This is a genomic window from Cobetia sp. PDI-23MA, assembly GCF_059507735.1.
On sequence record NZ_CM183352.1, the window covers coordinates 3,859,994 to 3,881,138 of the forward strand.

The 21,145-nt window shown below is 64.0% G+C and carries 19 protein-coding genes; 11 read left to right on the forward strand and 8 right to left on the reverse strand.

What is annotated here, in order from left to right; all coding sequences use genetic code 11:
* Nucleotides 1-75 precede the first annotated feature (75 nt).
* On the reverse strand, nt 76-1,419 hold the full coding sequence (locus tag AC5WNJ_RS16445; protein WP_495930219.1) for a sodium-dependent transporter: 1,344 nt from the start codon (nt 1,417-1,419) through the stop codon (nt 76-78).
* A gap of 272 nt (nt 1,420-1,691) precedes the next feature.
* On the opposite strand from AC5WNJ_RS16445, the gene prlC reads away from it, so the two are divergent.
* Both prlC and AC5WNJ_RS16455 read left to right on the forward strand, forming a co-directional pair.
* The gene (gene prlC / locus AC5WNJ_RS16450; protein ID WP_495930220.1) at nt 1,692-3,740 is read left to right on the forward strand and encodes an oligopeptidase A; all 2,049 of its coding nucleotides are present in this window, start codon (nt 1,692-1,694) and stop codon (nt 3,738-3,740) included.
* 147 nt (nt 3,741-3,887) lie between these two features.
* On the forward strand, nt 3,888-4,139 hold the full coding sequence (locus AC5WNJ_RS16455) for a YheV family putative zinc ribbon protein (protein WP_175090648.1): 252 nt from the start codon (nt 3,888-3,890) through the stop codon (nt 4,137-4,139).
* 105 nt (nt 4,140-4,244) lie between these two features.
* Here AC5WNJ_RS16455 and sodC read toward each other — a convergent pair whose 3' ends face one another.
* Nucleotides 4,245-4,814, reverse strand: a complete 570-nt coding sequence (sodC, locus tag AC5WNJ_RS16460) for a superoxide dismutase family protein (protein ID WP_176678509.1) — start codon at nt 4,812-4,814, stop codon at nt 4,245-4,247.
* A gap of 159 nt (nt 4,815-4,973) precedes the next feature.
* A complete protein-coding gene (metF, locus tag AC5WNJ_RS16465) occupies nt 4,974-5,825 on the reverse strand; it encodes a methylenetetrahydrofolate reductase [NAD(P)H] (protein WP_495930221.1) in 852 nt (283 codons plus the stop codon).
* Between the two features lie 404 nt (nt 5,826-6,229).
* Between metF and AC5WNJ_RS16470 the strand changes: the two genes are divergently transcribed.
* Nucleotides 6,230-7,159, forward strand: coding sequence for an AEC family transporter (locus AC5WNJ_RS16470; RefSeq protein ID WP_495930222.1), 930 nt, complete (start codon nt 6,230-6,232; stop codon nt 7,157-7,159).
* 3 nt (nt 7,160-7,162) lie between these two features.
* On the opposite strand, the gene AC5WNJ_RS16475 is transcribed toward AC5WNJ_RS16470, so the two are convergent.
* The 5 genes from AC5WNJ_RS16475 to metK form a co-directional block, all read right to left on the reverse strand.
* Nucleotides 7,163-8,038 (reverse strand): UDP-2,3-diacylglucosamine diphosphatase, encoded by an 876-nt coding sequence (locus tag AC5WNJ_RS16475; RefSeq protein WP_495930223.1) that lies wholly within the window; start codon nt 8,036-8,038, stop codon nt 7,163-7,165.
* Nucleotides 8,039-8,216: 178 nt separating this feature from the next.
* The gene (locus tag AC5WNJ_RS16480; protein ID WP_495930224.1) at nt 8,217-9,386 is read right to left on the reverse strand and encodes a GGDEF domain-containing protein; all 1,170 of its coding nucleotides are present in this window, start codon (nt 9,384-9,386) and stop codon (nt 8,217-8,219) included.
* A gap of 32 nt (nt 9,387-9,418) precedes the next feature.
* Nucleotides 9,419-9,859: a cation:proton antiporter domain-containing protein gene (locus tag AC5WNJ_RS16485; protein ID WP_495930225.1), complete on the reverse strand. Its 441-nt coding sequence runs from the start codon at nt 9,857-9,859 to the stop codon at nt 9,419-9,421.
* Nucleotides 9,801-10,304 (reverse strand): M48 metallopeptidase family protein, encoded by a 504-nt coding sequence (locus AC5WNJ_RS16490; protein WP_495930226.1) that lies wholly within the window; start codon nt 10,302-10,304, stop codon nt 9,801-9,803. Before AC5WNJ_RS16490 ends, AC5WNJ_RS16485 begins: the two co-directional genes overlap by 59 nt.
* Before the next feature lie 134 nt (nt 10,305-10,438).
* Nucleotides 10,439-11,659: a methionine adenosyltransferase gene (metK, locus tag AC5WNJ_RS16495; RefSeq protein WP_043335733.1), complete on the reverse strand. Its 1,221-nt coding sequence runs from the start codon at nt 11,657-11,659 to the stop codon at nt 10,439-10,441.
* A 508-nt stretch (nt 11,660-12,167) separates the two neighbouring features.
* Here metK and tkt point away from each other — a divergent pair.
* The 8 genes from tkt to AC5WNJ_RS16535 all read left to right on the forward strand — a co-directional run bounded on the left by tkt (nt 12,168) and on the right by AC5WNJ_RS16535 (nt 21,094).
* Nucleotides 12,168-14,162, forward strand: a complete 1,995-nt coding sequence (tkt, locus tag AC5WNJ_RS16500) for a transketolase (protein WP_176678514.1) — start codon at nt 12,168-12,170, stop codon at nt 14,160-14,162.
* Nucleotides 14,163-14,624: 462 nt separating this feature from the next.
* The gene (locus AC5WNJ_RS16505) at nt 14,625-15,734 is read left to right on the forward strand and encodes a type I glyceraldehyde-3-phosphate dehydrogenase (protein WP_253063583.1); all 1,110 of its coding nucleotides are present in this window, start codon (nt 14,625-14,627) and stop codon (nt 15,732-15,734) included.
* Nucleotides 15,731-16,894 carry a phosphoglycerate kinase gene (locus AC5WNJ_RS16510; RefSeq protein WP_176678516.1) on the forward strand — a complete coding sequence of 388 codons (1,164 nt, stop codon included), beginning with the start codon at nt 15,731-15,733 and terminating at the stop codon, nt 16,892-16,894. Before AC5WNJ_RS16505 ends, AC5WNJ_RS16510 begins: the two co-directional genes overlap by 4 nt.
* A gap of 119 nt (nt 16,895-17,013) precedes the next feature.
* Nucleotides 17,014-18,078: a class II fructose-bisphosphate aldolase gene (gene fba / locus AC5WNJ_RS16515; protein WP_043335741.1), complete on the forward strand. Its 1,065-nt coding sequence runs from the start codon at nt 17,014-17,016 to the stop codon at nt 18,076-18,078.
* A 189-nt stretch (nt 18,079-18,267) separates the two neighbouring features.
* Entirely contained in the window at nt 18,268-18,642 is a 375-nt protein-coding gene (locus AC5WNJ_RS16520; protein ID WP_043335744.1) for a translation initiation factor Sui1, read from the forward strand.
* A gap of 51 nt (nt 18,643-18,693) precedes the next feature.
* Nucleotides 18,694-19,152, forward strand: a complete 459-nt coding sequence (locus AC5WNJ_RS16525; RefSeq protein WP_495930227.1) for a YbaY family lipoprotein — start codon at nt 18,694-18,696, stop codon at nt 19,150-19,152.
* Between the two features lie 35 nt (nt 19,153-19,187).
* Nucleotides 19,188-20,108 carry a nuclease-related domain-containing protein gene (locus AC5WNJ_RS16530; RefSeq protein WP_495930228.1) on the forward strand — a complete coding sequence of 307 codons (921 nt, stop codon included), beginning with the start codon at nt 19,188-19,190 and terminating at the stop codon, nt 20,106-20,108.
* A gap of 149 nt (nt 20,109-20,257) precedes the next feature.
* Nucleotides 20,258-21,094: an ATP-grasp domain-containing protein gene (locus AC5WNJ_RS16535; RefSeq protein WP_495930229.1), complete on the forward strand. Its 837-nt coding sequence runs from the start codon at nt 20,258-20,260 to the stop codon at nt 21,092-21,094.
* Nucleotides 21,095-21,145 lie beyond the last annotated feature (51 nt).

Below are 21,145 nucleotides of genomic sequence, written 5' to 3' on the forward strand. Positions count from 1 at the left end.
CCGCCACGCAGTAAACGCTCTGCTCACGCAATGAGTCGCTGCCGCGCTGACAGGCCTCGCGATCTATTTGACGAGCTATTTGAAGAAGCTCCAGCTCAGCACGACAACCACCAGCGGGATCGAGATCCAGCGCAGCACCCAGCGCCAGGTGCGGAAGAAGCCACGCGAGGTCCCCAGGCCTGCCAGCGCACGATTCTGTGGCATCACCCAGGCCGCGAAGATGGCGGTCAGCAGGCCGCCGATCGGCAGGAAGAAGTCCGGTGGAATCGTCGTCACGGCATCGAAGACATTCATCTCGCCCAGCACATGCACCTCCTTGAGGCTCGAGAAGGACAGCACCGACAATAGCCCCATCGCCCACACCGAGACACCGACCGCCAGTGCCGCGTGGCGGCGCTTGAGGCCCCAACCCTCCAGCACCTCGACGATGGGCTCGGCGATGTTGATCGAACTGGTCCAGGTCGCCAGCAGCAACAGCAGGAAGAACAGCGCCAGCAGCACGCTGCCACCCGGCAGATTGGCGAAGGCGATCGGCAGGCTGACGAACATCAGGCCGGGGCCGGAGGCCGGGTCCATGCCCTGGCTGAAGACCGCCGCGAAGATGGCGATACCCGCCAGCAGCGCCACACCGATATCCAGCGCCGCCACGGCGATCGCGGCCGTCGGCAGACTCTGGCGCTCCGGCATGTAGGCGCCGTAGGCCATCAGGGCACAGGCGCCGACCGCCAGCGTGAAGAAGGCATGCCCCATGGCATTGAGCATCACGTCCAGCGTGATGGCGCTCGGGTCGGGCATGAACAGCCAGGTCAGCGCGGGACCGAAGCCGGGCGTGCTGATGCTGTAACCGGCCAGTGCCAGCAACAACACGTAGAGCAGCGGCATCATCAGGTTGTTGAGGCGCTCGAGCCCGGAGGAGATGCCGGCGGCCACCACGCTCATCGTCATCAGCATGAAGACGGTGTGGTTGAAGGTCATCGTCACCGGATCTTCCAGGAAGGCACCAAAGGAGGCCCCGATCTCTGGCGGGCTCATGCCACTGAAGTCACCCTTCAGCGAATCGACCAGATACTCGATCGACCAGCCCGACACTACCGAATAGAACGACAGGATGAAGAACATGGTGATGGCGCCGAACAGTCCCAGCCAGCGCCAGTGCGGGGTGCGGCCATCGCTGACGGCCAGATGGGCCAGCGCCTGCATCGGTCCGCGACGTCCGGCGCGCCCGATCATGATCTCGGCCATCATCACCGGCAGGCCCAGCAGCAGCACGAAACCGATATACAGCAGCAGAAACGCGGAACCGCCGTTCTCACCGGTCATGTAGGGGAAGCGCCAGATATTGCCCAGCCCGACGGCGGCGCCGGTCACGGCCAGAATGAAGGCTCGGCGACTGCCCCAGCGTTCGGTGGTTTCGCTCATGTCTGCTCTCGTGGTCTCGGTACGGGGAGAAAGGGTCACGGCCCCATATAGGGCCAAGGCCAGCAAGATAGCAGCCGTACCGGCCTCGGCCAATGCGACATGCGCGTGGCAACACCCGCCTATCGAGGCGATAGATTGAATAACACGCGCCGAGGCCTCACATTCTAGGTATCCCCGCGGCAGCGGTGACGCCGTTTTCACGGCGCAATTGATGCGCAAGTTCTCCTTTACCGCTCACCGCTGTCGCCCACCCGAATGATGCGAGGTACATGATGTCGATCAATCCCCTGCTGGAACGCAATACCCTGCCGCCCTTCGACACCCTCAAGGCCGAACACGTCGAGGAGGCGATCAGCGAACTGCTGGAGCACAACCAGCAGGAGATCGAGCGCCTGATCGAGGCCACCCGTGACGACACGCGCTGGGACAACTTCGCCGCGCCGCTGGAGGCACTGGGTGATCGCCTGAGCCAGGCCTGGTCGCCGGTCTCGCACCTCAACTCGACCATGAATTCTCCCAAGCTGCGTGAGGCCTATCAGGCCTGTCTCGCCAAGCTGTCGGCCTACTCCACCTGGGTAGGCCAGAACAGCGATCTGGCCGCGGCCTATCAGCGCCTCGCCGACAGCGAGGAATTCGCAAGTCTCGATGAAGCGCAGCAGAAGGCGATCACCAACAGCCTGCGCGACTTCCGTCTCGCCGGTGTCGACCTGCCGGAAGACAAGAAGCAGCGTTATGGTGAGATCCAGGCGCGCCTGTCCGAGCTCTCCAACACCTTCTCCAACCATGTGCTGGATGCCACCCAGGCCTGGCACAAGGATGTCGGCGAAGAGGTGCTGGCGGGCGTTCCGGAAAGCGGCCTCGATGCGCTCAAGGCCAATGCCGAAGCCAAGGGCCTGGAAGGCTACCGCATCACCCTCGACTTCCCGAGCTTCTTCCCGGTGCTCAGCTATGCCGACAACCGCGAGCTGCGCGAGGAGGTCTACACCGCCTTCGTCACGCGCGCCTCGGAGAAGGGCCCCAACGCCGGCGAATTCGACAACGGCCCGGTGATCGAGGAAATTCTGGCCCTGCGTCAGGAGCTGGCCGCGTTGATCGGCTTCGATGACTATGCCTCGCTGTCGCTGGCGACCAAGATGGCCGACTCGCCGGCGCAGGTCATCGCCTTCCTGGAGGACCTCGCCACCCGTGCCGTGCCCCAGGCACGTGAAGAGTTCAACGAGCTTTCGGCCTACGCCGCCGAGAGCCTCGGCATCGAGGATCTGCAGCCGTGGGATGTCGGCTATGCCAGCGAGAAGCTGCGCGAGTCGCGCTACGCGATCAATCAGGAGCAGCTGCGCCCCTACTTCCCGGCGCCGCAGGCCATCGACGGGCTGTTCGAGGTCGTCAACCGCCTCTACGGCATCACCTTCAAGCAGCGCGACGTGCCGGTCTGGCACGAGGACGTCAGCTACTACGAGGTGATCGAGAATGACACCCCGATCGCCGGCTTCTATCTCGATCTCTATGCGCGTGAAGGCAAGCGAGGCGGCGCCTGGATGGATGAGTGCCGCGTCCGTCGCCGCCGCGAGGATGGCAGCCTGCAGTTGCCGGTCGCCTACCTGACCTGCAACTTCACCCGCCCGGTGGGCGATCGCCCGGCGCTGCTGACCCACGATGAAGTGGTCACGCTGTTCCACGAGTTCGGTCACGGCCTGCATCACATGCTGACCCGCCAGGAAGTCGCCGAAGTCTCCGGCATCAACGGCGTGGCATGGGACGCCGTCGAGCTGCCCAGCCAGTTCATGGAGAACTTCTGCTACGAGCGTGAAGGGCTGGATCTGATCGCACGTCACGTCGACACCGGCGAGCGTCTGCCCGACGACATGCTCGAGCGCCTGCAGGCAGCCCGCAACTTCCAGGCGGCGATGACCATGGTCCGCCAGCTGGAGTTCTCGCTGTTCGACTTCCGCCTGCATCATGAGCTCGACGAGCCGTCGGCCAGCGATGTCCAGGCGCTGCTCGACGAGGTGCGCAGCAAGGTCGCCGTGGTGCCGGCGGTCGAGTTCAATCGCTTCCAGAATGGCTTCAGCCATATCTTCGCCGGCGGTTACGCCGCGGGTTACTACAGCTACAAGTGGGCCGAGGTGCTGTCGGCAGACGCCTTCAGTGCCTTCGAGGAAAGCGCGGTCTTCGATACCGCCACCGGCCAGCGCTTCCGTGATGAGGTACTGGCACGCGGTGGCTCGCGTGACGCCGCCGAGCTGTTCCGCGCCTTCCGTGGCCGTGACCCGCAGGTCGATGCCCTGCTGCGTCACTCCGGCATCGGTGCCCAGGCGGCCTGATCTCGCCCCATCTCGTGATGGCACAAGCCTGACCACGAGCTGCTGACCATGCGCCCCTGACCTTTACCGGTCGGGGGCGTATCATATGGCGCATCATCCGCCCGAGGCGGGATTGCCAGACCTACTCTGACCCTGACTGGAGGCACCATGTCTACCATCAAGCGCTTCATCGCCGGTGCCGTCTGCCCGCGCTGCGGAGCAATGGACCGCCTGCGCACCTGGGAGCAGAACGAGACCCGCTACCGTGACTGCGTGTCCTGCGACTTCTTCGAACAGCAAGCCATCGAGGAGCCGCCGACCCTCGCCGAGATTTCCACGCGTGTGAGCGAGCCCCGCGAGACGCCGGCGAGCGATGAGGTTCAGCCGGTGCGCATTCTGGATCCCGGCAAGCTGCACTGATATCTGCTGTATCACTGCGACATGAAAAAGCCCCGCCAATTGGCGGGGCTTTTTCATGTCATCTCGGCAGGTGGTTCAGTTGACCACAGGCCAGTCGACCACACATCAGTCAACTACACCGCAGGCAACGCGCGAGCCGCCACCGCCCAGCTTGGGCGTATCGGTGTAGTTGTCACCCCCGGAGTGGATCATCAGCGCATGGCCGCTGAGATCGCTCTCCTTGAGGCGCGGTGCCAGCACCGGCAGCGAGATCTTGCCATCGGCATCGACACTCAGCGCCGGAAGGTCACCGAGGTGGCCATCACCGTAAGGGCCCTGGTGGGTACCGGTCTCTTCTGGATCGAAGTGGCTACCTGCCGCGGCGGCGGCGACGGTCTCGCCATCCTTCTCGGCCGGTTCGCAGCTGGCATTGGCATGCAGGTGGAAGCCGTGGATGCCGCTCTCGAGCCCCTCGATCTTCGGCGTCAGCAGCAGACCGTCATCGGTATCCTCGGCCATGACACTGCCGACGGACTCACCGACGCCATCACTGCTGACGCGATGCATTTCCACCTCGGTGGCGGCCTGGGCGACGCCGCCGAACAACCAGGCGCCGAGCGCCACCGTCGCGGCGGTCTTGAGGGGCTTTCTGGAAGAGGGCGTAAAGGATGCCGTGTGCTGTGTCTCGTGATTCATGAGCGATCTCTCCATCACTGAGGCCGGCGTCACTGCCGACGCCTTGAGTGGCTTGCGGGCCGCTGTCACTAGCGGCTACCTATCAGACCTCAGGGCGAGCGACGTCACATTCAATGCCGCTCTTCCAATGACTTGCCGTGCACGCCCGGCACACGTGACTCAACGAGAAGTGATACCCAGATTTTCCAGCACCTTCAGACACGGTTTAGCCTGGTTGAGGGTATAGAAGTGCAGGCCCGGCGCGCCGCCATCCAGCAGACGCTGACTCATGCGCGAGATCACCTCGGTGCCGAAGGCCTGGAGGCTCTCGCTGTCATCGCCATAGCTCTCGAGCTGCCGGCGGAGCCAGCGCGGGATGTCCGCCCCGCAGGAATCGGAGAAGCGCGCCAGCTTGGTGTAGTTGGTGATCGGCATGATCCCCGGGATGATCGGCTGCTCGATGCCGGCGGCACGCGCGCGCTCCACGAAGTGGAAATAGGCATCGGCATTGAAGAAGTACTGGGTGATGGCGATATCGGCGCCGGCCTGCATCTTGCGCGCGAAGTTCTCGAGATCGCTGTGGCAATTGTCGGCCTGCGGATGGCACTCGGGATAGGCCGCCACCGCGATCTCGAAGTGATCACCGGTCTCCTCGCGCACGAACTCGACCAGCTCGTTGGCGTAACGCAGCTCGCTGCGTGAGCCCATCCCGGAGGGCAGGTCCCCGCGCAACGCCACCAGGCGCTTGACGCCCTGCTCACGATATTGCGCCAGGATCTCACGCAGCTCACCGCGATCGCTGCCGACACACGACAGGTGCGGCGCGGTGCAGATGCCGCTGGCGCTGACCGACTGCACGGTGTTGAAGGTACGCTCACGCGTGGAGCCGCCCGCGCCATAGGTGACGGAGAAGAACTCCGGCTCCAGCGCCGCCAGCTGATCGCGAACCCCCTTGAGCTTTTCACGCCCGGTCTCGGTATTCGGCGGGAAGAATTCGAAGCTGATCCCTGACGGATGTTCGCTTTCACTCATGGGGCGGCCCTCGTGGTCGTCGTGTCCGGCATTGATGTCGTTATCGCCGCACACTTCGCGGTGTGCGTGCAGCAATACACGTCCGGCGCGTCACGCCACCGCCCTTGCACTGCATGTCGAGCATTCTGACCGCCGCCGCCGACCCCGGCCAATGAAAGGTTTTCGCCTCAACTTCAATGCCATTCATATAAGAAAGTGCGTGTTTATAACCATTGCTGACGGTGGCGTCCTGCTCCTCAGTCCTGCCCCCTCACCAGCCGCGCAACCACGCGACCCAAAGCCTGATGCGCGACCCAAAGCCTGATGAAGGAAAGGCGCAATGAGTGACATTCATGGGATGACGCTGACAGGGGCCACACGGCATGATGAGCCAAAAGGACAATGACGCTTCACAAGGAACCGTGATGGACCACATCGATCTGCAGCAACCGCTCTGGATACTGATCACCTTCGTCGCCCTGGGCGCCCTCTGTGCACGCCGCCTCGCGATCGATCCGCGCCCCATCGCCACCTTGCTGATCTATGTGATCGCGCCGCTGACCTTCTTTCGCGGCCTGGTGCTCGGCGAGCCATCGCTGAGTGATCTGGGCCTGACGCTGGGGCTGTTCTCGCTGGCCAGCAGCATCTGCCTGCTGGTGCGCCCGCTGGCCGCGAGGTTCTTCCCGCCGCAGGAAGCCGCCCTGCTCGCCTTCTCCTCGGGGACCGGCAATACCGGCTACTTCGGCCTGCCGGTCGCGATGCTGTTGCTGCCGCCGGAAGGCGTGACCCAGTACCTGTTCTGCCTGCTCGGCATCACGCTGTATGAGTTCACGCTGGGCTTCTACGTCAGTGCGCGCGGGCAGTTCTCGATGCGCCAGAGTCTGGTCAAGATCGTGCGTCTGCCACTGATCTACGCCTTTCTGGCCGCTCTGCTGGTGGGGACACTGGGCCTCGAGGTACCGGGGGCGGTGATGGAGGGACTCGACTACTTCAAGTACAGCTACACGGTGCTGGGCATGATGATCATCGGCATGACGCTGGGCGGTGTCAGCCTGCGCGAGATCGACCCGCGCTTCATTCTGGCCGCGACCGGCCTGCGCTTCGTGATGTGGCCGCTGCTGAGCCTGGGCAGCGTGATGCTGCTGGGCAGCCTGTTCGCCCTCGACCCGGTGCTGGCGCAGGTGTTGCTGCTGCTGGGCGTGGTGCCGATGGCCGCCAATGTGGTCGTGCTGGCCATCGAGCTGAACATCCAGCCGGCCAAGGGCGCGATCGCGGTGATGCTGACCACCCTGGCGGCGCCGCTGATCATTCCGCTGTATCTGTCATGGATGCTGGCGATCAGCGGCATGGGGTGAGACTCAGGCGCCGGCCATCTCGGGCGTGACGGCGTCGGGCGTCGCGGCCGGCACCGGACGCGGCATCAGATGGCGCGGCGCCGTCTCGAGGATCTGACCCTGCCAGTCGATCAGGTGCAGCGCGCCTTGGGCATCTTCCGCCAGCGCGGTGCAGTGCTCGACCCAGTCACCATCGTTGCAGTAAAGCACGCCTTCCTCGACCCGGAAGCCCGCCTGGTGGATATGCCCCCCGACATAGCCATCCAGCCCTTCGAGGCGCGCCTGGCGCATGGCGGCTTCCTCGAACTGGGCCACATAGCGCTGGGCGGTGCCGCTGCGCCGCTTGAGCGCGCTGGCCAGCGACCAGTACGGCAGCCCGAACATGCCACGCGCGCGATTGCACCAGCGATTGAGCGACAGGATGAAGCCGTGCATGCCATCGCCCAGCTTGAGCAGCCACGGCGCGATGCGCACATGGGTGTCGAATTCATCACCGTGGGAGACCAGCAAACGACGACCGCTGCCGGTGGTATGGATCGCGCGCCGCTCGATGCTCACGTTGTGCAGCTTCAGGCCGCACAGGCGCCGGAAGGCGGCATCATGATTGCCGGGAATGTAGATGACCTCGCAGCCGCTGCGCGCCAGACGCAGCACCCTCGCCACCAGCGCCTGCTGATCCTTGTCGAGCACCGCACGCTTGCGCATCGCCAGCAGGTCGACGATATCACCGACCAGATACAGGCGTTCGGGGCGCACGCGGCGCAGCAGTTTCGCAAGCAGCACCGCCTGGCAGTCCGGGGTCCCCAGGTGCACATCGGAGATGAACAGCGTGCGAACCTGACCGAGAGCGTCGGGAGCAGGCGGCATTTCAGCACGGGGAGCCGATTGCAAAGCGGTCATGTCAGTCACCTCCGGGTTGCCAGGCGGAATCGACAGGCGAAGCCCAGATGGCCCCTGTCGTTGCCCAGCAAGACTGAGGGGAGGCGATGACATACCCGTAACAGCAACATGAAAAAGCGATGACAGCCATTGCCGTCAATCACTTGCGGCATGAATGAAGGGAAGATTGCGGGCTTTCTCACGCCTGAGGGTCGTTGGCCCCCGCCATGGCCCGCCGCCGAGCGCGCTTCTGACGATACATGCGGTCATCCGCGATATGGATCAGATCATCGACATCCACATCTGCCTGCAATACCGGGTCGTGGGTGACACGCCCGATGCTCACCTCGACCGGGAAGGGGATTTGCTGCTCCAGGCGTTGTTCCTGAAGATGGCGCATCAACTGGGTCGTCGCCTGCTGGCTGGCCATATCACAGGCACCGGGCATCACGACCAGGAATTCATCGCCGCCCAGACGGCATGCCAGCCCGTCGTCACCGGCCGCCTGGGCGACGCTCCGGGCCACCAGCTGAATCAAGCGATCACCCTCGGCGTGCCCGAAGCTGTCGTTGACGTGCTTCAGGCGATCGACATCCACGAACAGGATCGACATGCATTGCCGAGTGCTCGTGCTCTCGGCCAGCATCCGCTCGAGAAAATCCAAGCCGAAACGGCGATTGGGCAGCCCCGTCAGCAGATCGTGATTGGCACGGTATTCCAGCTCATGCTGCTGCGTGAGCAGCTGCTGATTCATGTGACTGAGCTCGGCGTTGCGCACCTCCAGTGCCCGGCGCAGCTTGACGGTGCGCTGGAAGGTGGAGCTGCGGGCGTGCGCCAGTGCTGGAGCAATGATCATCGTCGCCAGCGTATATGTTCCGCCGGCCCCGACAAGATCCGTCAATTGCAAAGGGCTCAGCCACAGGAAGATGGGGATGTAGCAAAACATCAACGGCAAGCTGCTGGCCAACTGATAACGCCAGCCCCAGACCAGCCATGCCGGCATGGCAATCAGCATGCAGGTCGAGAAGCTTAGATTCCATAGCGACAGCGTGATGGCATCCTCGATCATCGATGCCCCGAAACAGAAGTACAGATTGGCGCAGACGGCGCCGAGCAATGCGATATCATCTGGTCGCTGGGGATCGTTCCTCAGCAGCGCGAGGCATATCAGGCACACGCCGAGCAGCAGGAATCGTCCGACCCAGAGCGTCGGCCAGGCATTGGGGACCTGGAAATAATCAAATAGCAGAAAACACGACAGCCCCGCCATGGCGAACAGCACGAAGGTGTAGTTGAGGCGCGCACGAAAATGGCGTGACTCATCATCCTCGGTTTCACGTCGGGACAGCAGACGCTCCTGAAGCGACACGGCACTTCCTCTCTGGCAATCAAGGCACCTGCTCATGCTACACCGCGTGGTGGCCTCGCCGTACTGGTGCAGAGGGTTGATCTATAAACGCTACTTCGGTGCAGGCCCCCGCCAGAGTTGTCAGACATGGCGCCATCACGCGCCATGGTGCCGATGATACGCCCCGCCAACACCATCACGATGGGGCCGGAGACGTGCAGCGCCGAGGCCAGCGCGTAGCCGCCCAGTACCAGCGCCAGGCTCAGCATCACCTCGACCTGACACTGGTCGATGCTGCGCATCAGATGGTAGACCAGCGCGCCCAACGCCAGCCCGAGCAGAATGCCGCCACCGGCTTCCTCGAGGAACAGAAGCCCCATGTGGCCGAGCTCGACCTCGCCGCTGCCGGCCGAGGCTGCCCAGAGCGGCTCATGGCTACCAGAGATCGCCGTGGCGTTCACGGTGGCAGAGATAGAGGCGCAGCTCGAACTCACGCTGATGATACTCCGGCTGCATGTGGCAGCAGAGTCGATAGAACGCCTTGTCGTGGGCCTTCTCGCGCAGATGCGCCAGCTCATGCACCACGATCATGTTGAGCAAGGGTTCGGGTAGGCGTCGGAACAGCGATGAGATACGGATCTCATGCTTGGCCTTGAGCTTGCTGCCCTGCACCCGCGACACGAAGGTATGCAGCCCCAGGGCATTGTCGATGACATGAATCCGGTCGTCATAGATCACCTTGCTGATCGGCGCCGAGCTGCGCAGATACTGATTCTTCAGCGCCATGGCGTAGTCATGCAGCGCCCTGCCCCCCTGCAGCTGATGGGGCTCGGGATACTTGCCGAGAAAGAAGTCGGCCGTACGCCCCGAGGCCAGCAGTTCACTCGCCTGCTGCTGGATCTCGGGGGCGTAGCCCTTGAGATAGCGTAGATCAGCCACTGGGCATCTCTCCTGTTGTTGTCCGAAGGAGGCCCAGAGACAAGAAAACCCGCCGAGGCGGGTTTTCTTGTCATGGCATCGAAAGGCGAGGGGCGAGACGTCCGCTACCTGCCAGGCCTGTCGAGCTGGCGGATTTACAGGCCAGCGGCAGCCTTGAGACCAGCGGCACGATCGGTCTTTTCCCACGGGAAGGCGGTGAAGGTTTCGGTCTTCTGCTCGCCGCTCACGTCGGTCCAGCTGTAGCTGTGCTCGAACGGCTCACGACCGAAGTGGCCGTAGGCAGCGGTCAGCTGATACATCGGGTGCGCCAGGTCCAGCATGGTGGTGATGGCGTACGGACGCAGGTCGAAGTGCTCGCGCACCAGCTCGACGATCTTGGCATCGCTGATCTTGCCGGTGCCGAAGGTGTTGATCGAGACGGAGGTCGGCTCGGCGACACCGATGGCGTAGGAGACCTGGATCTCGCACTTGTCGGCCAGGCCGCTGGCGACGACGTTCTTGGCCACGTAGCGACCGGCATAGGCGGCGCTGCGGTCGACCTTGGACGGGTCCTTGCCGGAGAAGGCACCACCACCGTGACGCGCCATGCCGCCGTAGGTGTCGACGATGATCTTGCGGCCGGTCAGACCACAGTCACCCACCGGACCGCCGATAACGAAGTTGCCGGTCGGGTTGATGTGGTATTCGGTGGTCTCGGACAGCCACTCGGCCGGCAGCACCTGCTCGATGATCTCGCGCTTGACCATGGCGCGCAGGTCTTCCTGGGACACTTCCGGGTCATGCTGGGTGGACAGCACGACGGCTTCGACGGCGACCGGCTTGCCGGCTTCGTCGTAGCGGAAGGTGACCTGGCTCTTCGCATCCGGACGCAGCCACGGCAGCATGCCGTTCTTGCGCAGTTCCGCCTGACGCTCGACCAGACGGTGAGCGTAGTGGATCGGCGCCGGCATGAAGGAGTCGGTCTCGTTGGTGGCGTAGCCGAACATCAGGCCCTGGTCGCCCGCCCCCTGATCTTCCGGCTTGGTGCGATCGACGCCCTGGGCGATATCGATGCTCTGCTTGCCAATCAGGTTGAGGACACCACAGGTCTCGCCGTCGAAGCCGACGTCGGAAGAGGTATAGCCGATATCGGTGATGACACGACGTACCAGCTCCTCGAGATCCACCCACGCGCTGGTGGAGATCTCACCGGCCACGATGGCAACGCCTGTCTTGACGAGCGTTTCGCACGCGACGCGTGCCTGCTTGTCGCGCGCGATGATGGCATCGAGCACGGCGTCGGAAATCTGGTCGGCAATCTTGTCCGGATGCCCCTCGGACACGGACTCGGATGTGAAGAGTGAGTATTCGCTCATTGGTCCTCGACCCTCTTTTCGGATGCGGGGATGATTCGGCCACTGACGGCAGACTGCGTTGACGACCGAGTAGAAACACGCTTGCGGCGCACGATGAGGCTCAACACGGGCGGTTGAGCCTCGGGGGGGCGAGTTTACACGCCACTTATGTGAGTTCCTAGCGCAATGGGGCGCGTGGGGGCGTCCAATCGAGACCTTTTTGCGACAAGCGCTGCATACAGGGTAATAAGCCGTTGCCACCTTTGGACGAGCACACATCCCGGATGCGATTTGCCGCGCCCTGTCATCTCGGTGACAATACTCGCCCGGAGATCACGCTCGGACGCGAGTCCGCGCGTACAAGGTTCACGCGACGCACTGTCCTTTCCGGCGCACTGTTTCAGGCGCACAGTCCTGAAGGAGACCCAGGCAGCAGCATGCCCTGGCTCTCGGGAGGCACTGGGCGCCCGGCGCAGCACGCCGTGATTCATTGCCCCACTCTTGACGCCCGCAGGCGAGGAGCTACTGCATGCCTTCCCGTTTAGACCTGGCCAACGCCATCCGTGCACTTTCCATGGACGCCGTTCAGAAGGCCAAGTCCGGCCACCCCGGCGCCCCCATGGGCATGGCCGACATCGCTGAGGTGCTCTGGAACGACCACCTCAAGCACAACCCGGCCAACCCGAACTGGGCCGATCGCGACCGCTTCGTGCTGTCCAACGGCCACGGCTCCATGCTGCTCTACTCCCTGCTGCACCTCACGGGCTATCAGCTGAGCCTTGAAGATCTGCAGAACTTCCGCCAGCTGCATTCCAAGACCGCCGGTCACCCGGAATACGGTTATGCGCCGGGCATCGAGACCACCACCGGCCCGCTGGGCCAGGGTCTGGCCAATGCTGTGGGCATGGCGATCGCCGAGAAGACACTGGCGGCGCAGTTCAACCGTCCGGGTCACACCGTCGTCGACCACACCACCTGGTGCTTCCTGGGTGACGGCTGCCTGATGGAAGGCATCTCCCATGAGGTCGGCTCATTGGCCGGTACCCTGGGTCTGGGCAAGCTGATCGCCCTGTATGACGACAACGGCATCTCCATCGATGGCGAAGTCGAAGGCTGGTTCACCGATGACACCGCCAAGCGTTTCGAATCCTACGGCTGGCACGTCGTGGCCAACGTCGACGGCCACAAGCCGGAAGAGATCAACGCCGCCATCGCGCTGGCCAAGAGCCACGCCGACAAGCCGAGCCTGATCATCTGCAAGACCGTGATCGGCTTCGGCTCCCCGAACAAGGAAGGCACCGAGTCCTGCCACGGCGCGCCGCTGGGTGACGACGAAGTCGCCGCCACCCGCGAGAAGCTGGGCTGGGCCCACGCGCCCTTCCATATCCCGGAAGACATCTATCAGGGGTGGGATGCCAGCGAGCGCGGCGCCAAGCTCGAGAGCGACTGGGATACGCGCTTCGCCCGTTACGCCGAAGCACACCCGGAACTGGCCGCCGAGTTCACCCGCCGTCTGGAAGGCAAGCTGCCGCACGCCCTGACCAGCGAGAAGATGATCGAGGATGCCCAGGCCGCCGGCGACAGCCCGGCCTCGCGCAAGGCCTCCTTCGAGTGCCTGAACCAGCTCGGCCCGCAATTGCCGGAACTGCTCGGCGGCAGTGCCGACCTGGCCCCGTCCAACCTGACCTTCTGGAAGGGCGCCCAGGCGATCACCCGCGAAGACTTCAGCGGCAACTACCTGCACTACGGTGTGCGTGAGTTCGGCATGGGCGCGATCATGAACGGTGCCGGTCTGCACGGCGGCTTCATCCCGTATGGCGCGACCTTCCTGATCTTCATGGAATACATGCGCAACGCCGTTCGCATGGCCGCCCTGATGGGTCAGCAGGCCGTCTACGTCTTCACCCACGACTCCATCGGTCTGGGCGAAGATGGCCCGACGCACCAGCCGATCGAACAGCTGACCAGCCTGCGCACCACGCCGAACCTGTCCACCTGGCGTCCGGCGGATGCCGTGGAGACCGCGGCGGCATGGGATGCGGCCATCAAGCGTCACTCCGGCCCGACCGCGCTGATCCTGTCGCGTCAGAACCTGCCGCACCAGAACCGTGACAAGGCTCAGCTGGCCAACATCAGCCGTGGTGGTTATGTGCTGAAGGACGCCGCCAACGGCCAGCCGGAAGTGATCCTGATCGCCACCGGCTCCGAAGTCGGTCTGGCGATGGATGCCGCCGCCGAGCTGGAAGCCGCCGGTCGCGCCGTGCGTGTCGTGTCCATGCCAGCCACCGACCTGTTCGATGCGCAGGACGCGGAATACCGTGAATCCGTGCTGCCGTCTGCCATCACCGCGCGCGTGGCGATCGAAGCCGGTCATCGTGACTACTGGTTCAAGTATGTCGGTCTGAACGGCGACATCATCGGCATGGAGACCTTCGGGGAATCCGCACCGGCTGGCGACCTGTTCAAGCACTTCGGCTTCACGGTCGAGAACGTGGTCGAACGCGCCAACAAGCTGCTGGGCTGAACACCGCCTGACCCACTTCGTCGATGACGGAGTGGGATGAAGATCGACGCCGCCGCCTCCCGCTGGGAGCGGCGGCGTTTTCGTCTGTGCGACACTCGAGGAGTCCTCAAGCGTCACCGGCTGTCGCCTGTAGTCGACGTGGCTGACACGAGTCGCGGCTTGATGACACGATTCATCTTGCATGAACGGTCATTCTCCAGCGACCGTGCCCATGAAAGACAGCGCAGACGGCGACTACACAACCCCACCAGTTGGGTAGTGTGACTACGCGTCCTTAGACGAAAAAAACCAGAAATCAGGCGCTTGCGCGCCTTTCGCTCCCTCCGCCCAGCAAAGCGATGCGCTACCATGGACCCCCTGAAAAACACTCGGAACACGACATCCTTGAACCACCAGCCGCCTCTGACCACCGCCGACGCCCGCCAGGGAGACAAGGCGTCCCGACGCCAGGGAAATCCTCCCTTGCGAGTGGCCATCAATGGCTACGGACGCATCGGTCAGTGTGTGCTGAGAGCGCTGGTAGAACGTGAAGCACGCGGTGAGTCACTGCCGTTGGAAGTGGTCGCGATCAACGAGCTGTCAGATCTGGACACCATCACCTATCTGACCCGCTACGACACCACCCACGGCCGCTTCCCCGGCACGGTGGAACAGCGCGACGGCCAGCTGGTCGTCAACGGCCATGCGATCAGCATCCTGTCCGAGGCCAATCCAGATTGCCTGCCCTGGCGGGCATTGGGGATTGACCTGGTGCTGGAGTGCTCCGGCAGCTTCAAGGACCGCGCCACCGCCGAGCGTCATCTGGCGGCAGGCGCCGGACGACTGCTGTTCTCCCAGCCCGGCGATACCGACGCCGATGTCGATGCCACCATCGTGTGCGGCATCAACCAGTCGGCGCTGGCCCCCGCCGAGGCGGGGCAGGCAGGCAGCGGCATGCGCATCGTCTCGGCGGCCTCGTGCACCACCAATTGCCTGATTCCGATTCTGACGGTGCTGGAAGAGGCCTTCGGACTGGAGCGCGGCGTCACCACCACGGTGCACTCGGCGATGAACGACCAGCCGGTGATCGACGCCTACCACCAGACGGACCTGCGCCTGACGCGCTCGGCGATGAGTTCGATCGTGCCGGTGGACACCGGCCTGGCCAAAGGCATCAACCGCCTGATGCCGCACCTGGAAGGACGCTTCGAATGTCTGCACCTGCGCGTGCCGACCATCAACGTGTCCTGCATGGACATGTCCATCGAGGTGAAGCGTGACGTGAGCGCGGATGAGGTCAATGACCTGCTGCGCGAGGCCTGCGCACGACGCCTGCAGGGCCTGATGGGATTGAGCGAGGAGCCGACGGCTTCCATCGACTTCAACCACGATCCGCGCTCGGGTATCGTGGATGCAACCCAGACCCGTGTTGCCGGCGGCCGGCTGATCAAGATGCTGTGCTGGTTCGACAACGAATGGGGCTTTGCCAATCGCATGCTGGACGTCGCCACCCATTGGCACGCCTGCGAGATGACAACGCCTCTGGCGAGGGAAGCTCTCTCCACCGATTCACGACCAAGGAACCCGTCATGAACGTGCAAACGATGACCGCCCTCGACCTGTCCGGAAAGCGTGTGCTGATCCGCGAAGATCTCAACGTGCCGATCCGCGACGGTCAGGTGACCAGCGACGCGCGTATCCGTGCCAGCCTGCCGACCATCAAGGCGGCACGTGACGCCGGCGCACGCGTGATGCTGATGAGTCATCTGGGCCGCCCCACCGAGGGTGAGCCGGAAGATCAGTTCTCGCTGGCACCGGTCGCGGCACATCTGGGCGAGCTGCTGGGCAGCCCGGTGCGCCTGATCAACGACTATCTCGACACGGCACCGGATATCGCCGAAGGCGAGGTCGTGCTGCTGGAGAACGTGCGCTTCAACAAGGGCGAGAAGAAGGACGAGGAATCCCTGTCCCGCGCCTACGCCGCGCTGTGCGATGTCTACGTGATGGATGCCTTCGGCACCGCGCACCGTGCCCAGGCCTCGACCCATGGCGTGGCACGCTTCGCGCCAAACGCCTGCGCCGGCCCGCTGCTGGCCGCCGAGCTGGAAGCCCTCGAGAAGGCACTCGCCGCACCGCGTGCGCCGATGGTCGCCATCGTCGGCGGCTCCAAGGTCTCCACCAAGCTCGACGTGCTCAAGGCGCTGTCCGACAAGTGCCATCAGCTGATCGTCGGTGGCGGCATCGCCAATACCTTCATCGCGGCGGCCGGTTACAACGTCGGCAAGTCCCTCTACGAGGCTGATCTGCTCGATACCGCTCGCGCGCTGATGGACAAGGTCGAGATTCCGCTGCCGACCGACGTCGTCGTCGCCACCGAGTTCTCCGACAAGGCCGAAGCCGTCGTGCGCGCCGTCGCCGACGTCCAGGACGACGAGATGATCCTGGATATCGGTCCGGAGACCGCATCACGCTTCGGTGCGCTGCTCAAGGATGCCGGCACCATTCTCTGGAACGGTCCGGTCGGCGTGTTCGAGATCGACCAGTTCGCCAACGGCACCGAGCAGCTGGCGATGGCCATCGCCGAGAGCGACGCCTTCTCCATCGCCGGCGGTGGCGACACCCTGGCGGCCATCGACAAGTACGACGTCGAGTCGCGCGTCTCCTACATTTCCACCGGTGGTGGCGCCTTCCTCGAATACGTGGAAGGCAAGGTACTGCCGGCCGTTGCGGCATTGGAAGCCGCAGCAAGCTGAACCCGCCTGTGTCCTCATTGGCGCAGGCTTAGAGTCACGGCCACAAGGTCGCCCCCCGTCAGCAGACGGGGGGCACCTGACGCTTCTCCACTCGATTCCTCAAAAAGACAGGTGATGTCATGGCATTGATCAGCATGCGCCAGATGTTGGACCACGCAGCCGAGTACGGATACGGCATCCCGGCGTTCAACGTCAACAACCTCGAGCAGATGCGCGCCATCATGGAAGCCGCCGACCACACCGATTCTCCGGTGATCGTCCAGGCCTCCGCCGGCGCACGCAAATACGCGGGCGCGCCGTTCCTTCGCCACCTCATCCTGGCTGCGGTGGAAGAATTCCCGCATATCCCGGTGGTCATGCACCAGGATCACGGCACCTCGCCGGCAGTCTGCCAGCGCTCCATCCAGCTGGGCTTCAGCTCGGTGATGATGGACGGCTCGCTGGGCGAAGACGGCAAGACCCCGACCAGCTACGAATACAATGTCGATGTGACCCGTCGCACCGTCGAGATGGCCCACGCCTGTGGCGTGTCCGTCGAAGGCGAGCTGGGTTGCCTCGGCTCGCTGGAAACCGGCATGGCCGGTGAAGAAGACGGCATCGGTGCCGAAGGCAAGCTGGACCACGACCAGATGCTGACCGACCCGGAAGAAGCCGCCGACTTCGTCAAGAAGACCCACGTCGATGCCCTGGCCATCGCCATCGGTACCTCCCACGGCGCCTACAAGTTCACCAAGCCGCCGACGGGTGACACCCTGTCCATCCAGCGCATCAAGGAAATCCACGCCCGCATCCCCGAGACTCACCTGGTGATGCACGGCTCTTCCTCCGTGCCGCAGGACTGGCTGGAAATCATCAACGAATACGGCGGCAAGATTCCGGAAACCTACGGCGTGCCGGTCGACGAGATCGTCGAAGGCATCAAGCACGGCGTGCGCAAGATCAACGTCGACACCGACCTGCGCCTGGCATCCACCGGCTCCATCCGTCGCTTCATGGCCCAGAACCCGTCTGAATTCGACCCGCGCAAGTACCTGAAGGAATCCGTGAAGGCGATGCGCGACATCTGCATCGCCCGCTACGAAGCCTTCGGTGCCGCCGGTCATGGCAGCAAGATCGACCCGATCAACCTCGAAGCGATGTTCGAGCGTTACAACCGTGGCGAGCTGGACCCGAAGATCAACTGATCGGGCGGCCCCCGCCAAGGTACCCCTGCCAGCCTGTCCGCACGCGAGCAGGCAGGGAGTGAAGAGAAAGGCGACCCTTCGGGGTCGCCTTTTTTATGCGCCTCAGGGTGCCAGCCTCTCGCGCACGCAGGTATCCTTTCGAGATTCCGTTTGGCATTGATCATTCATCACCGTATCGCAGGAGACATCATGGCCTCGCTCAAGGATCAACTGTCCGGGCTTGTCTATTCCACCGAACATGGCGCAACCTGCCCTGAGTGTCGGCGTGCCGAAGCCGAGTGCGAATGTGCCGACCTCGCCGAGCGTGAACGCCTGGCAAGCCTCGATGGCGTGGTGCGTATCCGGCGCGAGACCAGCGGTCGCAAGGGCAAGGGCGTGACCACCGTGAGCGGGATTCCGCTCGCCGAGAAGGAACTCAAGGCCCTGGCCAAGACTCTCAAGCAGCGGTGCGGCACTGGCGGCAGCCTCAAGGATGGCATCGTGGAGATCCAGGGCGATCACCGCGAGACGCTCAAGGCGGAACTCACGCGGATGGGCTATACCGTCAAGCTGGCCGGTGGCTGAACGCCCGCTGCGCGCACCACTGCCTTCCATCTCGCTGCACAAGGGATTTCCATGCTGAACTTCATCACGCCACGCCGGCTTTCGGCTCGCACGCTCTCGCTCTCTGGCCTGCTGCTGGCCACGCTCGGGCTGGGTGGCTGCATGACCGGCCCGGACTTCACGCAGCTGCAGGCGCGCGTGGTGCCGCAGCAGGCCTTCACCGCACCGCCGGATGCGATGCTGGAAGTGCGCCTGGTGGATGTCTCCCGCGCCGACGCCGAGGCTGGACTGATTGCCAGTACCCGCTATGGCGGCCTGCGTGAAGGGCCTTTCCCGGTCAGCCTGCAGTACGATCGCAATGCCATCGAGGAAGGCCATCGCTACGCGCTGCAAGCCGATGTGCGCAGCGATGGCCGCCTGTATTGGATCAATGACAGCGCGGTGCCGGTGCTGGGTGACGCCAGCACCTCACAAGGCGAGAGCGAGGTCGAGATCCCGCTCACGCCGCTGCCGCGGGCACTGGGGCATTGAACACGCCCTCCCTTTCCTTCAGATAGGACATCCCGATGGATTGGCTGGAATACCTGTTACCCGTCTTCTTCCTGACCCCACTGGGTGCCATCGCGCTGGTGGTGCTGGGCATGCGCGGCCTGCATGAGCGGCGCATCCAGTCGCCACTGACCCGCCGTCAGCTGCGCGAACCAGGCCAGAGCCTGCGCGATCGTCTCGATGAGGCCTTCCAGGCGCTGTTTCTCGACGGGGCGCTCGGGCCGCTCATCACCTTGAGCCCGCTGGTCTACGGCATGGGGCGCATGGTGTTCGGTGAAGAGCAGAACTGGCTTGAATGGGCCGCCTACGGTCTGGCCTGTGCGCTGCTGGTGCTGGTGTTCGCGCTGCGCCTGACGCGGCACTTCCAGCGTATCCGCAAGCTCAAGCTGGGGCTGGCCTGCGAGCTGTCCATCGGTCAGGAGCTCGACCAGCTCATCCGCCCGGAACAGCTCACCAGCATGGTCTATCACGACGTGCCGGCCGATGACTTCCATATCGATCATCTGGTGGTCACCCCCGCCGGGGCCTACGCCATTCGTACCAAGGCGCGCTCACGGCCGCTGGATGCACTGGGCGCACTCAAGGATGAGGTCAAGCTCAAGGATGGTCGCCTGTACTTCCCGGGCTATCGCGAGCGCAAACCGCTGCGCGAGACACGTACCGCACGCGACTGGACGGCCGCCTGGCTGAAGCGTGAGTGCGGTGTCGAGGTTCCGGTGCAGGGGCTGCTGGCCCTACCGGGCTGGCAGATCGTGCGCGAAGGACCCCAGCGCGAGAATGACCCCGAGGTCGTCAATGGCGAGGGCCTGGCCGAGTGGCTGAGCACCCATTGCATGGCTCCCGAAGAGGGTTGCCCGACCCTGGATGACGCCCTCAAGCAGCGCATCAACGAGGCGATTCTCGACCGCGTGCAGGCCGAGCGCCTCGCCACCAGTTGATCCTCCGCCATGCTCCAGCCCCTCGGAGCATGGCAGCGCCAGACAAAGGCTTGCCAAGGCGCCCCGCCCGGCGTTAAATACGCGCCGGTCCAGCCTTGGCAACCTTATCGCGCTATCGCAATGATGGCGCTCCTGGCGACATATCCCGCATGAAACTCATCACCTTCGACGCTTTTCGCACCCTCGGCATTCCCGGTGTCCGGTATATCAAGCCGGAGCGCATGCTGGATCACCTCGACGAGATCCGCGCCGCCGACATCCTGCTGTTTCCCGAATACTGGCAGATCACCACTCTGGTCTACGGCCTCGGCAAACGCATCTTCCCCAGCCTGCCCAGCTACGCGATCGGCCACGACAAGGTCGAGCAGACGCGCGTCTTTCAGGCCATCTGCCCGGACAATGTGCCGCCGACCGAGATTCGCGGCGCCAGCCGTCAGGCAATCGACGATATCGAGGCGCGCTTCGGCTACCCGCTGATCGTCAAGGAAGTCAAAAGCTCGATGGGTGTCGGTGTGAAGCTGATCCAGTCGCGTGGCGAACTGGAAGCGCATGCGGCGGAGCATCCGGTGCTGTATGCCCAGCCGCGCCTAGAGATCGACCGCGACCTGCGCATCGTGGTGGTAGGTGGCGAAGTCATCACCGCCTACTGGCGCGTCACGCCGCTGGGCGGCTATCGCTCCAATGTCAGTCAGGGTGGCGAGACGTCCTACGACAATATCCCGGCCCCCGCCATCGCCCTGGCCCTGCAACTGGCCGAGGCATTGGGTGTCGACCATGCCGGCTTCGATATCGCGATGGTCGATGGCCATCCCATCGTGTTCGAGTTCAATCGTCTGTTCGGCAATCAGGGCATTCCGGACAGCTCGCGTCGCATCGGTGCCGCCATTCGCCGTCATCTAGCGCTCGACAACAGCGACAACGATCCGACACCCCCACAGCTGACACCGCCCCGCAGGCGCCGCGAGACGCTGCTGGAAGCCGGCTGAGCGCTGACCGTTCTGAACGACAGCCCTGAACGACAGCCCTGAACGACAGAA